The sequence below is a fragment of the Arthrobacter terricola genome (assembly GCF_004354015.1).
GTDB classification, from domain to species: Bacteria; Actinomycetota; Actinomycetes; order Actinomycetales; family Micrococcaceae; genus Arthrobacter; species Arthrobacter terricola.
In genome coordinates this window covers 1-15,604 of record NZ_SMRU01000046.1, presented here as the reverse complement: position 1 = coordinate 15,604, position 15,604 = coordinate 1, and the positions used below count along the sequence as shown (strand labels likewise).

Sequence of the window (15,604 nt, the reverse complement as noted above, 5' to 3'; positions counted from 1 at the left end):
CGGCTGTCCCGCGGCCAGAGCGGCGGGTGCAATCAGGGGCGGCTAGTAGGCCAGGGAACGGTCCAGGGCTTCAAGGATCTTGTCGATGTCCGGCAAGTAGTCCTCCTCGACCTTCGCGACCGGATAGGGCATGTGGAAGCCGCCTACCCGGATGACGGGAGCCTCAAGGTGGAGGAAGGCACGCTCGCTGATCCGCGCGGCGATCTCGCCACCGAGCCCGCCGAACGTTGGCGCCTCGTGCGCGACAATCAGCCTGCCGGTCTTCTTGACCGAGCCGGTCACGGTGTCGAAGTCGATGGGGGAAAGCGAACGGAGGTCGATCACTTCGACGCTGTGACCGTCCTCTTCCGCGGCCGCAGCGGCCGCCAAGGCGACCGGGACCAACGGGCCATAGGCCACGATGGTGGCGTCCGTCCCTTCGCGCAGGACGTGCGCCTGGAACGGATCCGACGCCAACCCTGCGTTTTCGGTGTCGACTTCGCCCTTGAGCCAGTACCGGCGCTTTGGTTCGAAGACAATTACGGGGTCCAGGCATTCGACGGCTTGCTGGATCATCCAGTAGGCATCGTGGGCGCTGGAGGGCGTAATGATGCGCAGTCCAGGAGTGTGGGCGAACAACGCTTCCGGGGATTCCGAATGATGCTCGATCGAGCCGATGCCGCCGCCGTATGGAATGCGGATAACCACCGGTGCCGTCAGTTTGCCACCGCTGCGCGCGTGCATCTTGGCAAGCTGTGTGGTGATCTGGTTGAAACCGGGGAAGACGAACCCATCGAACTGGATTTCACAGATGGGACGGTATCCGCGAAGGGCAAGGCCGATCGCCGTACCGATGATTCCGGATTCGGCCAGCGGGGTGTCCACAACACGGTCCGCGCCGAAGTCCTTGATGAGCCCGTCAGTCACCCTGTAGACGCCGCCAAGCGGGCCGATGTCCTCACCCATGAGGAGGGACTTCGGGTTGTTGGTCAGGGAAGCACGAAGGCCTTCATTGATGGCCTTGGCAATAGTCATGGTGGTCATCAGTTGCCCGCCTCCTGCTCATCGTCGCCTTCGAAACCGGCGGAGTATTCTTCGAACCACGCGAGTTCCTCAGCCACCAAGGGGTGGGCTTCCGCGTAGACGCGGGCGAATGATTCGCGGATATCGGGAGACTGAAGGTTTTGGGTGGTAGAGCGGACATGCGCTGCCAACTTGTCTCCGTCAAGCTTGACTTGCTCGAAGAAAGCTTCGTCCGCCAGGCCCTCGCTGCGAAGGTATTTCTCCAAGCGATCGAGCGGATCCTTTGCCCGCCAGGCGTGCTCTTCGTCCGACCCGCGATACTTTGTTGGATCGTCAGCAGTTGTGTGCGCGCCTACACGGTACGTATAAGCCTCAATGAGCACGGGACCGCGGCCTTCACGAGCATGCTCGAGCGCCCACTCGGTGACGGCGTGGACAGCAATGACGTCGTTGCCGTCCACGCGGATGCCTGGGAAGCCGTATCCCTTGGCCCTGTTGGAGAGCGGGATCTTGGTCTGCACCTCGGTGGGAACGGAGATGGCCCAGTGGTTGTTCTGGCAGAAGAAAACCACCGGCGCGTTGTAGGAAGCAGCGAACACCATGGATTCATGGACGTCGCCCTCGGAACTTGCGCCATCACCGAAGTAGGCGACAACGGCGGCCTTGGGCTCGTTGGACCCGGCAGCCTCGGCGAGCTTTTGGTCGCGCTGGATTCCCATGGCATAGCCGACTGAATGGAGGGTCTGGGCCGCGAGCACCAACGTGTAGAGATGGAAATTGTTCTCCCGGGGATCCCAACCGCCGTTCGAAATTCCGCGGAAAAGCTTCAACAATTCAGCGAGGTCAACGTTGCGAGTGAGGGCAACGCCGTGCTCACGGTAGGACGGGAAGATGTAGTCCTGTCGCTGCGTGGCCCGGCCCGAGCCGATTTGCGCGGCCTCCTGGCCCGTCAAGGGCACCCACAACGCCAGTTCGCCTTGGCGTTGGAGGGCGGTGGCCTCTTGGTCGAAGCGGCGGACCTTTGCCATGTCGGCATAGAAGCCGCGCAACTGTTCCGGATCAAGCCGCTTGGCGTAGTCCGAGAAGACAGGATCCGTTCCAAGCTTTCCGTCCGGCCCCAGCAGCTGGATCATTTCGGCCGCGGGATCGCCAGTGGCTTCCCCCGCGGAAGACTGCAGGTTCAGTCCCGTTCCGTCGATCCCGGGGGTGGGCATTTGAGTTGAGCCCATTCCGTCTCCTTGCCTGCTGCAGCCAGTCGCTGAGCAATAATTTCGCTGATATATGCCATTCAAGGAATACATTCCGGAAATGGCATATCTTGGCTTTCGTCCCTTACTTTATCCGCAGTAGGTGGCGCTGGGGCATTTGTTAACCGCTAGGAAGCCCGTGGCGCTTTTGTATAGGACGCACAGAGTTCCAGGAACCGGGTATTGGCTTCCACTTCGCCGATGCTGACCCGGACGCCGTCGTTGCCGAAGGCCCGGACGGACAAAGCCTGTTCACCGGCCAGTGCCGCAAACTCGCCGCTGTTCTCCCCCAAATTCAGCCAGACAAAGTTCCCCTGGGCTTCCGGAACGAACCAACCAAGATCCCGCAGGCCGGCCGTGACCCGGTCCCGTTCCTCCACCAGGCTTTGTACCCTTTCCACAACCTGGTCGAAGTGCTCGAGCGAAGTAATAGCCGCGCGTTCGGCAATCTGCGAAACCGCGAAGGGTGTGGCCGCGACGCGCAGATGCTGCGTAAGTTCCGGCCCGGAAACGCTGTAACCGACGCGCAGGCCTGCCAATCCGTGGGCTTTCGAGAATGTGCGAAGGACTACGACGTTTGGGTATTTGCGGTACAGCTTGATGCCATCCACCGCATTCCCGTCCCGGACAAACTCCTGGTAGGCCTCGTCAATGACAACGACGACGCCGGCCGGCACCGATTGGATGAACCGTTCAGTTTCCTCTGCCGTGAGGATCGGACCAGTGGGATTGTTCGGCGTACACAGCAAGATGACCTTGGTTCGGACAGTCACTGCCGCCGCCATCGCCTGGAGGTCGTGGCGTCCGTCCGGAAGCAACGGAATCTGGACGCTTTCCGCCCCGGCCAGGCCAACGCAGATGGGGTAGGCCTCGAATGACCGCCAGGCATAGATGACCTCATCGGCCTTGCCGTCGTGATTCTGCCCGGCAAACGTCGAAAGAATCTGGGTCAGCGCGCCGAGGCTTCCCGCTCCCGTGACGACGTCGTCCGCCGGGATCCCCAGGAATTCTGCGAGCGCGGTGCGCAACTTGGTGGACAAAGGGTCCGGGTACCGGTTGATGTCCGACTGGTCGGCAATGGCGTCAAGGACTGCCGGAATGGGAGGCAACGGGTTTTCGTTCGAAGACAGCTTGAAGCTGGTCAGGCCCTCTATGGCCACGGGAGGCTTTCCGGCCACATATTTGGGGAGCCGGTCCACCACCGGCCGTGGGCGCACGCCTTCCGGTGCGTTGTCAGAAGAATTCATGAAACCAGCCTACTTGCAGGCCCGTGGCGGTCCCGCGGGCGACCTTCGCCGGAGCGGAAGACAGCAGCGTATGACAGCATGGGGCGCATGCGTTCATTCATTATGCGTGTCCTCATTAACGGGCTGGCACTCTGGGTCGCCAGCTGGATTTTGCCTGGGATGGACATCACTACCTCGGCAACCACCAACGCAGTCACCAAGGCTGGGTTTGCGCAAGGCAGCGACGTCCTCGGCCTGATCCTGGCCTATCTCTTCATCGGGCTGATATTCGGCGTGGTCAACGCTTTTGTGCGCCCTCTGGTCAGCTTCCTTTCCCTGCCGATCACCATCCTCACCCTCGGTCTGTTCACGATTGTCATCAATGCCGCCATGCTGTACCTGACGGCTTGGGTGAGCAGCTACACCCCGGTCCACCTCATCATCGACAGCTTCTTTTGGACAGCAATCCTCGCAGCGATCATCATCAGCGTGATTTCCGTAGTCGCCAGCAAGATTTCGGGTGCCAACCGCCGATAATCCCTCATCTTGCCCCGGAGCGGGATCGGATGTCGGAGGGCTCAGCCTTGGGCGTTTTTTGCTCGGCACGGGCCGCTGTGGGCTCAGCACCGTCCACATCGGGCAAGCAACCGCTCGGGGCAGGCAGGGCCGGGGCACGGTGGAGCTTGAATCTTTGCGACCTGACCATCCCGCCGACACCGAGCACGCCGCCCAAGGCGGCCGTTGACGCCACGAGCGAAGGATCAGTGCTCTTCCGCGCGAGCTCTGCCCCTTCGACGTATCGTGACAGCTTGTGCTCAGGTCCAATGCCAGGATCTTCACCGGGCGCGAGGGTAACCGCATTCGTCATGGTCACAGTGACCCTGTCCTTGGTATCCGGATTCACTTTGCCGTCGGCTCCGGGCACCCAGTCGTTTTCGTGCTCCAGATGCAAGCTGCCAATGCCTGCCTCGGGTGTGATCCCTCCGACAGGCGAGCCCGCCGTCACTACAAACCTGAGGTTGTAATCGGCGAGGAAGGCTTTGTCCTGACTCAGGTTCATGGCATGGATTCCACCTTGGCTATGCCCCACGGCCACCACCACATCGCCGGCTTCCGCGCCTGCCTCGCACAAAGCCTGGTGGATGGCCTGGCTGGTTTCGGCGGAGCCATAGCCCAAGGCCTCGACGATGCCCGCCTCGTCCAAGGGATTGTCTCCGCCCGGCCGCCCTCCAAGCTGGGCAGACTGGGTTCCTGGAATCAGGACCACCCACGCACGTTGGCGGGCGTTGTCCACTTGGAGCACTTCGATTTCTCCCTGCGAGCTGAACGAAACCTGGTCGAGTTCTTTAAGTAAGCCGGGCGCTGTCAGTTCGACGCTCCTGATGGTTTCCTCGCCTCGGCTGACCGAAACGGGACGCGGCTTCAGATGGGCCAGCCCGGGCGCCGCTGCAATTCCCCGCAGGATTCCCCCAGTATCACCTGGTGCGACAGTGGCATGAACGGTTCTCGCTGCGCCCGGTTCAAGGCCCAACATCAGTGCGAAGGCTTGAGGCAAATCCTTCATAACGCCCTCAGTGGCATCGCGGCGCGGGAGACTGACGAGATCCGGCCCGGTCCCCAAGGCGGCCATGCCCAAGCCGATTCGCATCATGATGGCCGCGTGCGACTCCGCGTACTCGTACTCGCGATGGCTCGCCCTGACATCGGCGCCCATTCTCTGGAGTTGTTCACGGACCCGCGCAATTTCCCGGCCAGCGTCTCCCACAGCTACGAACGCTTTGGTTCCGTTGGAGTATGTGGAGGTTTGGTGCGGCAAAAGGGCCAGGTTAAGCAGCGCAGCCTCCGATTCGACGGATTGGAGCACACATACGACGTCGTCCAGTGCGGACGCGCCTGAGAGCAATTCCTCGAACTGAAAGGACAGGCCTCCCACTCCGCCGCGAATTCGCAAAGGACCGTCCGATCCGGGCGCACGAGGCATGAATGCCTCGCCCGGCACACCGGGAGGAAGGTCGACCATTAGAGACCGTCCCTGGAGGAGGCTATGTCGTGGGCATGGCGGAAGGTCGCGGCAGCGGCATCACGCAAAGAATCAAGCCCTCGACGCAGCGAAACCGATTGCACGGCCAGTGTTGCCCGGTAGGCACGGCCGGCCGGCGACTCCCACTGTTCCAATTGCAGCTGTGCGAGCTTGGCGAGCGCAGCGTCAACCTGGTCTGCGCAGACGCTCAGACGCCGGGCAAGTTGTTGGACTTGCGCACATTGTTGGACTCGCGAATTTTGTTGGAGGTCAAACCCAAAGGGGTCCAGGCTGGTTCCTACATTGGCCATCAACGTGACACTCAAAGCGTTCCCCTCGATTTGTTGGCTTGCTGTTGGCTCCGACGCTACGTGCGCTGTGTGCCGTCCGGAACCTCGCTTGGGGGCTATGTGGACAAGTGCGGGAAACTCGGCTGTCGAGGAGAAGACAACTGCGTTTGTGCACATAGAAGAGAACCGCTTAATGGCGCAGCCCGAGTTCATGAAAGAATTGCCCCATGCCTGAACCCGTTGCCGCCGCTGTTACCCGTACGCCCTCCGGACGCCTGGCCCTTGCCGCCTCTCCGGAGCCGATCGCCCTGGGCCCGCTCGACGGCCGGTACCAGTCCGCCGTTGCAACCCTTGTCGATTACCTGTCCGAGGCCGCACTCAACCGTGACCGCGTGGCAGTCGAGGTCGAGTGGCTCATCCACCTGACCAGCAACAGCGTCCTCCCCGGCGCGGGCCCCCTGACCGACGAACAGCAGGAGAAGCTGCGCGCCATTGTCACCGAGTTCGATACCGCCTCGGTCGTGGAACTCGCCGAAATCGAGGCCGTTACGGTCCACGATGTCAAAGCGGTCGAGTACTACATCGGACGCCGTCTGCCCGCCATCGGGATTGAAAACCTGACGGCAATGGTCCATTTCGGCTGCACTTCGGAAGACATCAACAACCTCTCGTATGCCTTGGGTGTCAAGGGCGCGGTCGAAGACGTCTGGCTGCCCGCCGCCACCGCCTTGGTCAAGCAGATCGAAGCCATGGCGGAGGCGAATCGCTCAGTCCCTATGCTGTCCCGCACCCACGGTCAGCCGGCGACACCCACCACGCTTGGCAAGGAACTCGCCGTCATTGCCCATCGTTTGAACCGCCAGTTGGATCGCATTGCCAAGACCGAATACCTGGGCAAGATCAATGGCGCCACCGGCACCTACGCGGCACATGTCGCTTCCGTTCCGGGTGCAGACTGGGAAGCTGTAGCCCGGTCCTTCGTCGAAAGCCTTGGCCTGACGTGGAACCCGCTGACGACGCAAATCGAGAGCCACGACTGGCAGGCTGAACTGTACGCCGACGTCGCGCGCTTCAACCGCATCCTGCACAACGTCTGCACGGACATCTGGAGCTACATCTCCATTGGCTACTTCCGCCAGATTCCGGTTGCTGGCGCCACCGGCTCCTCTACCATGCCGCACAAGGTCAACCCGATCCGCTTCGAAAACGCCGAAGCCAACCTGGAGATCTCCAACGGACTGTTGGACACCCTCGCCGCCACCTTGGTGACGTCCCGCTGGCAGCGCGACCTCACGGATTCGTCCTCGCAGCGCAATATCGGAGTAGCTTTCGGGCACTCGCTCCTGGCAATTTCGAACGTTGCCAAGGGACTGAAGGCACTGGACGTTGCAGAAGACGTCCTGGCCGCCGACCTCGACACCAACTGGGAAGTCTTGGGCGAAGCCATCCAGATGGTCATGCGCGCTGAGGCAATCGCCGGCGTGGAAGGCATGGAAAACCCGTACGAGCGCCTCAAGGACCTCACCCGCGGTCAAAGGGTCGATGCTGATCGCATGCAGGAGTTCGTCTCGGGACTAGGTTTGTCCGCCGAGGCCGAAGCCCGGCTGCTCGCCCTGACCCCGGGCAAGTACACGGGCATCGCGAACCGGTTGGTCGACCACCTGAAGTAAGCGGCTATCGGCGGGCCGGGAGTGAAACCCCGGCCCGCAATCGCAGGATGGCCGACTCGACGTGAGAACTCGACGTAAGGAACTGTGTCAGCATGAGGCTTTTGCTTATCCGCCACGGACAGACTCCCGGCAATGTCCTGGGTCAATTGGATACGGCTTTCCCGGGACCGGGTTTGACTGAGCTCGGCGAACGCCAAGCCGCTGCACTTCCCCTTTCCCTCGGAAACCAGGACATCACGGCGATCTACGTTTCCACGCTCATCCGGACCCAACTTACCGCTGCCCCGCTCGCGCAAGCTTTGAGCCTCGAACCGATCGTGTTGGATGGCATCCAGGAAATCGACGCCGGCTCGTTGGAAAAACGGACGGACCACGAAGCGCACCACATATACATGAGCACAGTCTTCGACTGGACCGAGGGCAAGCTTGACGTTCGCATGCCCGGCGCCGGCGATGGCCACGAGTTCTTCGACCGCTATGACGCAGCTATCGCCAAAGTGGTTGCGGCAGGCGACGAGACAGCCGTCGTCGTGAGCCACGGGGCAGCAATCCGTTGCTGGGCGGGCAGCCGCGCCACTGATGTGGACAGGGACTTCGCTGCGACGCACCAGCTGCAGAACACCGGCATCGTTGTGCTGGAAGGCGACCCCGAGTCCGGCTGGCGCCTGCTGCACTGGGATCAAAGCCCCGTTGGTGGCCTGGCTTTGGCTGACCGCACCGCCGAAGATCCGACCGGCGAGACAGTCGAATAGCGCGGCCTGACGGCGCCCTCGGCCCTCACGCCGGCCTGGCGCCACCCTCCACCCGCGCGCCGCGCGTATTTCTCCGGACGCTTACGCGCAGGAAACACAGCAGTAACCACGGCTTTCTAGGCTTGAGATGCATAACCCCCTTCGGCGAAAGAGGTTCCGATGCAAACCAATCCGCGACTCAACATCAGGCAAGTCACGTGGGCAAACCCCGTCGGGGCTGACCTTCGGGCGGCACAACAGGCGGAATTGGACGCGCGATTCGGGACCTCGGACCACGAAGCCGGCCCTGCGCCGTCGGAAGCGGACACCGCCGTCTTCGTGGTGGCGTACGAAAAGTGCTCGGGCCAGCCCCTTGGATGCGGCGGCCTGAGGATCCTGGACGCCAAGACCGCCGAAATCAAGCGTCTCTATGTCGTTCCATATGCCCGGGGTTCAAGGGTTGCCAGTTCCATTCTTGCCGCCCTCGAAGCACAGGCCCACGCCCACGGGTTCAGCGTGATCAAGGCAGAAGCGGGATCAGCACAATCGGACGGCCGGAGCTTCTACGAAAGCGCGGGCTTCGCGGCAGTGCCCAACTTCGGACCGTACGTCGGGGCTGACAACTCACACTGCTACGCCAAACCAATCGATTCACGCAGCGCAGCGCACACCGCAATGGCCTGAACCGGGTTACTCGTAGCTGCGGCCGCCTTGTCCCAAGTGGGCGCGGTTGAGGGCTTCGATTTCCTCATCGCTCAACTCGTCGAAGCTTCGGGCCTCATGCTTGTCACTCCGCGAGAACCGCACGAACATCAGGATGATGAGGGGAAGGTCCACTGTCTCGGCAAGGAACCACATGAGGTCGCCCGCGAGTTGCTGGTCCCGCAAAGGTGACGGGAACCAGCCGGGTTGGTTTCCAAGGATCGCGGATGCGCCGTCGAGGATTCCAGGGCTAAGCCGCATCAGCACGCCGGGTACAGCGTCTGCGAGCAGTTCGATGAACACGAAAATGAACTCGACCACAATCAACGAGCCCGTGTGCCCGGCGCCGTCTTCCATGATGGGAACCGACATGAAGAGTCCCATCACGGGCACCAGCACCGTGAGGATGACATCGGCGGCTGGATTGGTGCGGAGCACGTAGAAGAAGGGCGTCAGGAAGATCGTGAACATCGCCAGGCCCAAGAGCGCCGCCACGAGCGTGTTGCTGAGCATCCGGACAAGCCGATGCCCAAGGACGGCCTCCACACGCGCCGCTCCAGCGGGCCCCAGGGTCTGCCTTGCCAAGGTCAACGGCTTGCCGAGCCCCACCAACAGCGGAACCACGAACAAGTAGGACGTCACCTTCAGTGTGAAGGCCCACCGGAGGTCGTGGCTGTACGCCGCTGTGAAACCGAAGCTGAGCGCGGCAAAACTGCCCAGGCCCAAGACGAAGAAGGCGATCGAGTTCCAAAGGGGCCAGCGGAGATTCCGCCGCCGTGCCGCAACGAGGCCCTTTGAATAGAAAAATGCCGCAAGCACAAGGATGATCAGCGCGGGCCAGTTCATCGTCCATGCGCCCAGGACAACACCCAATGGTGGCATGGTCACCGCCCCCGGCCGGAAGGCGTCGCGGAAAGCTGTCCAAGGATCGGGGCAGCGAGCGCCCAAGCTCGAGGCCGGACGGTCAGTCCGAAGCAGGGATTATCGAATGTCATGGCTTCCTCCAGCGCATTCCCGGCGTGCCGCATGGTGCGCGAATCGGCGTGTGGTGTTGTGCCCTGGACCGGGTGCACCCTATCCATGTTACGGAGTCGCGCAAACCATGGCACACCGCGGAAGACGCAGGCACCCCGCCTCCGCTAATCTCGCCATATGGAAAAGGCTGACATCACATTCCGGACCCGCAAATGGATTCGTCCGGAGGACCTCAATGCCAACGGCACGCTGTTTGGTGGAAGCCTGTTGAAATGGATCGATGAGGAAGCGGCGATCTACGCGATCCTGCAGCTTGGAAACGGCCGGGCCGTCACCAAGTACATCTCCGAAATCAACTTCGTCAGCTCGGCCGTACAGGGCGATTTGGTGGAAATGGGATTGACCGCGGTCAACTTCGGACGGACATCGCTGACAATGCGGGCGGAGGTGCGCAACATGATCACGCGCCAAAGCATCCTGACCATCGATCAAATCGTGTTCGTCAACCTTGGCGAGGACGGTCGCCCCGAACCTCACGGTTACACCGAAATCACTTACGATCGCGACCGCATCCCGACGCACCACCTGACGCAAGTGCTCCCCCAGGACTAAACGTCCGACGTCGGGCCCCCACCGAGCGCACGGAAGCGCCCGATCGAAGATCCTCCGGAAACGGGTGCTGGCGGCCGCGAAAATCGCGGCCGCCAGCCTATATTTTCCGACGACGGGAGTGTGTGCCGCCGGAAACTTTGGATCGCCTCTGCCAAGCGAGGCGGAGGCGCTTTAGCGCCGGTCGAAGGTGAGGCCGCCGGGAACCTGGAACGTGGGCATCAGTTCGAGCATGCCGACGTTGACGTGGCGCGGGGTTTCGATCGCGTAGTCGAGGGCGTTGACGATGTCATCGGTGGTCAGCGATTCGTAGCCTTCGTAGTAGGTCTTCCATGCCTCTTCCATGGCCTCGGGCGAACCGCCCATGTTCCGGCCGAAGATTTCGGTCTCGACGCGGCCGGGGCAGATCTCGGTAACGCGGATGCGCTTTCCGACGGTGTCGTTGCGCAACTGCCGGGAGATCTGGTGCACGGCGGCCTTCGTGGCGTGGTAGGCCGTGTGCCCGTAGAAGTTGTACAGGCCGGCGATGGAGCTGATGTTCACGACGTGCCCGAGGTCACGCTCCACCATGCCGGGCAGGACCAGGCGCGTCAGTTGGAGCAGGCCGCGGAGGTTGACGTCGATGAGTTCGTCAATGTCCGCCGCGGAAGAGTCCAGGATGTTTCCGGGCCTGGAGACGCCGGCGCAGTTGACCAGGACATCCACCTTCAGCTCGCTCACGACGGCGGTCAGCGCGGCGGTGTCGGTCAGGTCGACGACGTGCGGGATGGCACCGGTACGTTCGGCCAGTTCGGCGAGACGGTCCTCGTTGCGGGCCAGGGCATGGACGGTCAGGCCCCTCTTGGCGAGGCGCTCGGCGATCGCGGCACCCATACCGGTCGACGCTCCGGTGACGAGGGCGGTGTTGTAATCGGAAAAGGACATCGGATCTCCAAAGGTGGGACAGGGGCGGGCGCCCGGTGGAATTATTTAGGCGTGGCGGAGGGGTTTGTGGGCGCGGTTATTAGCTGCATGCCGCAACCGTTAGGTCCTGCCACTGGGGCCGGCATCCGATCCCGAGTAATCCGAAGACCGTGTTGACGGATTCGCGGAGGGTTTCCAACTGGGCCCGCGAGCGTCGGTGCGCGGCAGTTGCCTCTCCCACGGTGGTTTTCCTGAAACGTACTTTGTCGCCTGGCCGGGCTTGGGCAAGCACATCCAGGCCCATGCTGGTGACGACGGCGAGGACTGGATATCCGGCCGTGACGCCGCGTCCCCGGTGCAGGACGAGCAGTTCTTCGCGGGAGGGAACCTCGACGGCGCCCACTGGCACGCCGCGCGAGAGGACTTCGCCACTTGAGGTTCTTTCCGGGAGCTGCCCTCCGAGCCTCAGGCCGATGTGGTTGCTTCGGCCGCTGACGGCGTATTCCGAGGTGAACAGCAGTTCTCCGGATTCGCCGAAGTCTTCCACGTCCGGTCCGTCGGTCACGTCCACGAGCAATTGCGGGCCCATGTCCGGCCGTTCGATGCCGAGCCTGAAGAGCGGAAGGTCGAAGTACGGTTGGCGGACCGGCACCACGCTGCGGCGGGTCACGAGTTCGGTTCCTTCCCTGAGCTGCAGGCCGAATCCCACCACCGTGTCTGGGGCGCAACTGCCCAGCAGGGTGGGTACCTCAAATGAGCCGTGGACGGCCAGGTAGGCGCGGAGTCCCCGGTTGATTGCCCGGATTGATATCGTTTCGCCGGCCCGGACGGATATGGGTTCCCATTGGCTGGAGGGACGGCCACCCACCGTGAGCGTGAGGGGCGCTCCCGTGACCGCGATCAGGATGTCCGACTCCGCCTTCATCCTGAAGTCGAGGGCAGTGACCTCGATGAGTGGTTCGTTGTCGAGGTTGCCCGCCAGGATGTTGGCCGCCCTGGCCGAGTACTGGTCCAGGGCACCGTTAACGGGAAGTCCGAAGCGCGGACCGCGGGTCCGGCCCAGGTCTGTGACCACCGAGTTGCCCGACTGCTGGATGAGGATCTTTCCGCTCATGGCCGTGGCTCCAGTTCCTGGCCGACGTACTTGTCGAAGTCCGCGGCGTCGATCTGGCGGAACCGGAGGATGTCGCCAGGCTTATAAGGCACGAGCGGTTCGCGGCGGATGTTCAACACGGTCAAGGGAGTCTGGCCAAGGACACACCACCCGCCGGGGGCCACAGCCGGGGCAATCACAGCCTGGCGTCCGGCGACGGACACTGCTCCGGCTGGGACGCTGAGCCGTGGGTCCTTGAGCCGGGGAACGGGTTGGGGGAACGCGGGGCCGTCCATCATGGGCGAACCGGCCGGAGCTCCGAGGCAGCGCACGGTGTAGGTCTTCTCCGTGTGGAGGCGGATGACTTCTTCCGTGGTGATCCCTTGGTATTCGGCGACGCGTTCGAGGTCCGGACCGTAGATTCCCCCGTAGACAACAGGGACGTCGAATTCACGGGGTGCCGACGCTTCTCCTGCCAGGCTGCCGATTTCGAGGAGGCCCAGCTTGACGAACGCGCGCACTTGGCGGGCCGAGACGAGGACGGGATCGAATTCCACGAGGACGGAATCATAGGTGGGTACCGCGCCGTGGAGGCCTTCGGCGCCGCAGTCCTCGAGCCAGTCGGCGAGGCGGTGGACCGTCAGCCAGTTGTCCTCGCTCGCGCTTGAGAGCGCAACGACGCGGAGTGCGGAGTCTCCGGATTCGTAGATCTCGGTAGGAACCGAAGCGGACATGTCAGGCCGCCTTCCTCTTGGCATCCATGACCTCGGCGAGCGGGGCGATGCGGACGCCGGCCGAAATGAGTTCCGAACGGATCAGGCGGGCGAGTTCGACCGCGCCGGGGTTGTCGCCATGAAGGAGGACAGTGTCAGCGGAGATTTCGAGGTCGGCGCCGTTCGCGCAGCGGATCTTGCCTTCGCAGACCATGCGGACGGTCCGCTCGACGATCTCCGAAGGATCGTGCAGGACCGCTCCGGGCTGGCTGCGCGGGACAAGGGTGCCGTCTTCCTGGTAGGCGCGGTCTACAATTCCGACGACGGCGACGTCCAGTCCGGCGTTTCGCGCTGCCTTTGCCAGTTCGCCCTCTTGGGCGACGACGATGAGTTCTTTGTCTACGCGGACCGCTGCCTCGGCGACTGCCGCCGCATAGTCGGGGCGTACTGCTACGAGGTTCCCAAGCCGGCCGTGCGGTGCGATGTGGGTGACCTTGGTTCCGTGGAAAGCGGCGAAACCGGACAGGGCACCCAATTGGTAGAGAACGTCGGTGCGGACCTCGTCAGCGCTCAGGCCCATGTCCCTGCGACCGAAGCCACGGAGGTCGGGGAAGCTCGGGTGTGCGCCGATGCCTACTCCGCGGCGAACGCACTCGGCGACGGTCGCGTCCATGATGTCCGGATCGCCGGCGTGGAACCCGCAAGCGATATTGGCGCTTGAGACAATGTCCAGGAGATCGAGGTCGCTGCCAATAGTGTAGGCGCCGAATCCCTCACCAAGATCTGCCACAAGATCAATTGTCGGGTTCACGTGTATCTCTTTCCGTTTTTCTGCGATGCGGTGCCGTCAATTCATAATCCCTGCCAAGGAATATTCGAATATCCGGGATGCGGGCGCTAATGCGATTTTCGCCAGCCTGCTCGAATTCTTTCTAGAAGTCTCGCACCCCCGGGCCGCCCCGCACAAAGACCTATTCGCTATCACGGGATAGCTCAGGGTTATGACGCCAACCACACGCCCGGGTGGTTCGCGTCATAGCGTCCGCTTCCCAAGCCATTGCCTGCTCAGCGATGATGTAATTTCTTATGTCATGTAGGTCCGATGGGGGCGTACAGGAAGGCAGGCCCATGGACACCCGGAAGCTCTCGTACTTCGTGAAGATCGTGGATTCGGGCAGCATCACCAAGGCAGCCGCCGCCCTCCACGTCGCGCAGCCTGCCCTCAGCCAACAAGTCTCCTCACTGGAAACCGAGCTGAAGCAGCGCCTGCTGATCCGAAGCAAGCAAGGAGTGGAACCGACAGCCGCCGGGCACACCCTGTACCGGCACGCCCAGACCATCCTGCGACTCGTGGAACAAGCACGGCACGACGTAGCTACATCCGGGGCCGCGCCTTCGGGCCGCGTGTCCATCGCGATCGCGCCCTACAGCATGGCCTCAAGCCTGACGCCGCAGATCATCCGCGAAGTGGGCCAGCGCTATCCGGACATCGTGGTGCACCTGACTGAGATTTTCGGCGGCATACTCAGCGAGGCAATCAAGAACGGCCGGCTGGACATGGCGCTGATCTACGAGCCCGGGAAAATCCGCGGCGTACAGTTCACCACAATGATCGTGGAAGACCTCCACTTGGTGACCCACCCGGACGTCGACGTCGCCCACGGGCGGTCGACCGTCACGCTCGAAGAGGCCAGCAGCCTGGGGCTGTTCCTTCCCGAGAAGAACCACACCCTCCGCCAGCTCATCGAGAAAGGCCTCGACGAGCAAGGGCTGGAGTTGCGGCTCGTGGGCGAAGTGGAATCGGTACCCTCGCTCGTCCGGCTCATCCGGGCCAACCTCGGTGCGACAGTGTTGCCGAAGTCCGCCGCCGACGCGCTCTTCCCTGACGAAGACTTCAAGGTCCTGCGGATTGTGGAGCCGGCCCTCCAAAGCAAGATTGCCCTGTGCACCCCGGACCACGAGCCGCTCTCCGAGGCAGCATCGGCCGTCCTCATGGTGGTCAAGGAAATGCTCCAGCAACAGCTGATGAGCAAATATGCGGCGGACTCCCCCGAGGCCTGACCCATCCATAACAACCGCTTATCCGTACAGTCGTCTTTGGTCTTATTCAGCGGCGCTTTAATTTCCTAGTGTCGCGTTTCTGAAGTAGTTAAGCGGTTGGCTTTTGCGAGGATTTGTTCGGGGGTTTTGGTCCAGACGAACGGGTGGCATCGGTCGTTCCAGCCGGTGATGAACTGGCGGATTTTCTGGTTGAGGTCTTTGACGCTTGTGAAGACGCCGCGCCGGATGGCCTGCCGGTCGATGATGCCGAACCAGACTTCGACGAGATTCAGCCAGGATCCCGAGGTAGGAGTGAAGTGGACGGTGAAGCGGGGATGGGCCGCAAGCCATGCCTTGACTTCGGGGGTCTTGTGCGTGGCGTA

At 62.5% G+C, this 15,604-nt stretch carries 16 protein-coding genes; 6 read left to right on the top strand and 10 right to left on the bottom strand.

Annotated elements, in window-relative coordinates; translation table 11 throughout:
- Window positions 1-42: 42 nt before the first annotated feature.
- The 3 genes from E1809_RS24010 to E1809_RS24000 form a co-directional block, all read right to left on the bottom strand.
- A complete protein-coding gene (locus tag E1809_RS24010; protein WP_133206757.1) occupies window positions 43-1,023 on the bottom strand; it encodes an alpha-ketoacid dehydrogenase subunit beta in 981 nt (326 codons plus the stop codon).
- On the bottom strand, window positions 1,023-2,231 hold the full coding sequence (gene pdhA / locus E1809_RS24005; RefSeq protein ID WP_133206756.1) for a pyruvate dehydrogenase (acetyl-transferring) E1 component subunit alpha: 1,209 nt from the start codon (window positions 2,229-2,231) through the stop codon (window positions 1,023-1,025). Before pdhA ends, E1809_RS24010 begins: the two co-directional genes overlap by 1 nt.
- A gap of 146 nt (window positions 2,232-2,377) precedes the next feature.
- Window positions 2,378-3,496: a histidinol-phosphate transaminase gene (locus tag E1809_RS24000; RefSeq protein ID WP_133206755.1), complete on the bottom strand. Its 1,119-nt coding sequence runs from the start codon at window positions 3,494-3,496 to the stop codon at window positions 2,378-2,380.
- Window positions 3,497-3,583: 87 nt separating this feature from the next.
- Between E1809_RS24000 and E1809_RS23995 the strand changes: the two genes are divergently transcribed.
- Window positions 3,584-4,012 carry a phage holin family protein gene (locus E1809_RS23995; RefSeq protein WP_133206754.1) on the top strand — a complete coding sequence of 143 codons (429 nt, stop codon included), beginning with the start codon at window positions 3,584-3,586 and terminating at the stop codon, window positions 4,010-4,012.
- A 4-nt stretch (window positions 4,013-4,016) separates the two neighbouring features.
- On the opposite strand, the gene E1809_RS23990 is transcribed toward E1809_RS23995, so the two are convergent.
- Window positions 4,017-5,495, bottom strand: coding sequence for an alpha/beta hydrolase family protein (locus E1809_RS23990; RefSeq protein ID WP_133206753.1), 1,479 nt, complete (start codon window positions 5,493-5,495; stop codon window positions 4,017-4,019).
- Between the two features lie 517 nt (window positions 5,496-6,012).
- Here E1809_RS23990 and purB point away from each other — a divergent pair.
- The 3 genes from purB (at window position 6,013) to E1809_RS23975 (ending at window position 8,870) form a co-directional block, all read left to right on the top strand.
- The gene (purB, locus tag E1809_RS23985; protein ID WP_133206752.1) at window positions 6,013-7,455 is read left to right on the top strand and encodes an adenylosuccinate lyase; all 1,443 of its coding nucleotides are present in this window, start codon (window positions 6,013-6,015) and stop codon (window positions 7,453-7,455) included.
- Window positions 7,456-7,547: 92 nt separating this feature from the next.
- Window positions 7,548-8,207, top strand: a complete 660-nt coding sequence (locus E1809_RS23980; RefSeq protein ID WP_133206751.1) for a histidine phosphatase family protein — start codon at window positions 7,548-7,550, stop codon at window positions 8,205-8,207.
- 159 nt (window positions 8,208-8,366) lie between these two features.
- Window positions 8,367-8,870 carry a GNAT family N-acetyltransferase gene (locus E1809_RS23975; protein WP_133206750.1) on the top strand — a complete coding sequence of 168 codons (504 nt, stop codon included), beginning with the start codon at window positions 8,367-8,369 and terminating at the stop codon, window positions 8,868-8,870.
- 6 nt (window positions 8,871-8,876) lie between these two features.
- Here the strand turns inward: E1809_RS23975 and E1809_RS23970 are convergent, their stop codons facing one another.
- Window positions 8,877-9,770, bottom strand: a complete 894-nt coding sequence (locus E1809_RS23970; RefSeq protein ID WP_133206749.1) for a cytochrome c oxidase assembly protein — start codon at window positions 9,768-9,770, stop codon at window positions 8,877-8,879.
- 270 nt (window positions 9,771-10,040) lie between these two features.
- On the opposite strand from E1809_RS23970, the gene E1809_RS23965 reads away from it, so the two are divergent.
- Window positions 10,041-10,475, top strand: coding sequence for an acyl-CoA thioesterase (locus E1809_RS23965; RefSeq protein ID WP_133206748.1), 435 nt, complete (start codon window positions 10,041-10,043; stop codon window positions 10,473-10,475).
- Between the two features lie 171 nt (window positions 10,476-10,646).
- On the opposite strand, the gene E1809_RS23960 is transcribed toward E1809_RS23965, so the two are convergent.
- From E1809_RS23960 to E1809_RS23945, 4 genes are all read right to left on the bottom strand, one after another.
- Window positions 10,647-11,396, bottom strand: a complete 750-nt coding sequence (locus E1809_RS23960; RefSeq protein ID WP_133206747.1) for an SDR family oxidoreductase — start codon at window positions 11,394-11,396, stop codon at window positions 10,647-10,649.
- Window positions 11,397-11,475: 79 nt separating this feature from the next.
- Window positions 11,476-12,489, bottom strand: a complete 1,014-nt coding sequence (locus tag E1809_RS23955) for a 5-oxoprolinase subunit C family protein (RefSeq protein WP_133206746.1) — start codon at window positions 12,487-12,489, stop codon at window positions 11,476-11,478.
- Window positions 12,486-13,202: a 5-oxoprolinase subunit B family protein gene (locus E1809_RS23950; RefSeq protein ID WP_133206745.1), complete on the bottom strand. Its 717-nt coding sequence runs from the start codon at window positions 13,200-13,202 to the stop codon at window positions 12,486-12,488. Before E1809_RS23950 ends, E1809_RS23955 begins: the two co-directional genes overlap by 4 nt.
- Window position 13,203: 1 nt before the next feature.
- Window positions 13,204-13,992 carry a LamB/YcsF family protein gene (locus E1809_RS23945; protein WP_133206744.1) on the bottom strand — a complete coding sequence of 263 codons (789 nt, stop codon included), beginning with the start codon at window positions 13,990-13,992 and terminating at the stop codon, window positions 13,204-13,206.
- A 317-nt stretch (window positions 13,993-14,309) separates the two neighbouring features.
- On the opposite strand from E1809_RS23945, the gene E1809_RS23940 reads away from it, so the two are divergent.
- Window positions 14,310-15,242: a LysR substrate-binding domain-containing protein gene (locus E1809_RS23940; protein WP_133206743.1), complete on the top strand. Its 933-nt coding sequence runs from the start codon at window positions 14,310-14,312 to the stop codon at window positions 15,240-15,242.
- A 65-nt stretch (window positions 15,243-15,307) separates the two neighbouring features.
- Here the strand turns inward: E1809_RS23940 and E1809_RS23935 are convergent.
- On the bottom strand, window positions 15,308-15,604 hold a 297-nt coding region (locus tag E1809_RS23935; RefSeq protein ID WP_205754049.1), incomplete at its 5' end, for a transposase.

Excerpts from the sequence above, each read along its gene's own strand:
- purB (WP_133206752.1), top strand. The coding sequence starts at position 6,013 with ATGCCTGAACCCGTTGCCGCCGCTGTTACCCGTACGCCCTCCGGACGC.
- E1809_RS23995 (WP_133206754.1), top strand. The coding sequence starts at position 3,584 with ATGCGTTCATTCATTATGCGTGTCCTCATTAACGGGCTGGCACTCTGG.
- E1809_RS24000 (WP_133206755.1), bottom strand. The coding sequence starts at position 3,496 with ATGAATTCTTCTGACAACGCACCGGAAGGCGTGCGCCCACGGCCGGTG.
- E1809_RS23970 (WP_133206749.1), bottom strand. The coding sequence starts at position 9,770 with ATGCCACCATTGGGTGTTGTCCTGGGCGCATGGACGATGAACTGGCCC.
- E1809_RS23990 (WP_133206753.1), bottom strand. The coding sequence starts at position 5,495 with ATGGTCGACCTTCCTCCCGGTGTGCCGGGCGAGGCATTCATGCCTCGT.
- E1809_RS23965 (WP_133206748.1), top strand. The coding sequence starts at position 10,041 with ATGGAAAAGGCTGACATCACATTCCGGACCCGCAAATGGATTCGTCCG.
- pdhA (WP_133206756.1), bottom strand. The coding sequence starts at position 2,231 with ATGGGCTCAACTCAAATGCCCACCCCCGGGATCGACGGAACGGGACTG.
- E1809_RS23960 (WP_133206747.1), bottom strand. The coding sequence starts at position 11,396 with ATGTCCTTTTCCGATTACAACACCGCCCTCGTCACCGGAGCGTCGACC.
- E1809_RS24010 (WP_133206757.1), bottom strand. The coding sequence starts at position 1,023 with ATGACCACCATGACTATTGCCAAGGCCATCAATGAAGGCCTTCGTGCT.
- E1809_RS23955 (WP_133206746.1), bottom strand. The coding sequence starts at position 12,489 with ATGAGCGGAAAGATCCTCATCCAGCAGTCGGGCAACTCGGTGGTCACA.
- E1809_RS23950 (WP_133206745.1), bottom strand. The coding sequence starts at position 13,202 with ATGTCCGCTTCGGTTCCTACCGAGATCTACGAATCCGGAGACTCCGCA.
- E1809_RS23980 (WP_133206751.1), top strand. The coding sequence starts at position 7,548 with ATGAGGCTTTTGCTTATCCGCCACGGACAGACTCCCGGCAATGTCCTG.
- E1809_RS23940 (WP_133206743.1), top strand. The coding sequence starts at position 14,310 with ATGGACACCCGGAAGCTCTCGTACTTCGTGAAGATCGTGGATTCGGGC.
- E1809_RS23975 (WP_133206750.1), top strand. The coding sequence starts at position 8,367 with ATGCAAACCAATCCGCGACTCAACATCAGGCAAGTCACGTGGGCAAAC.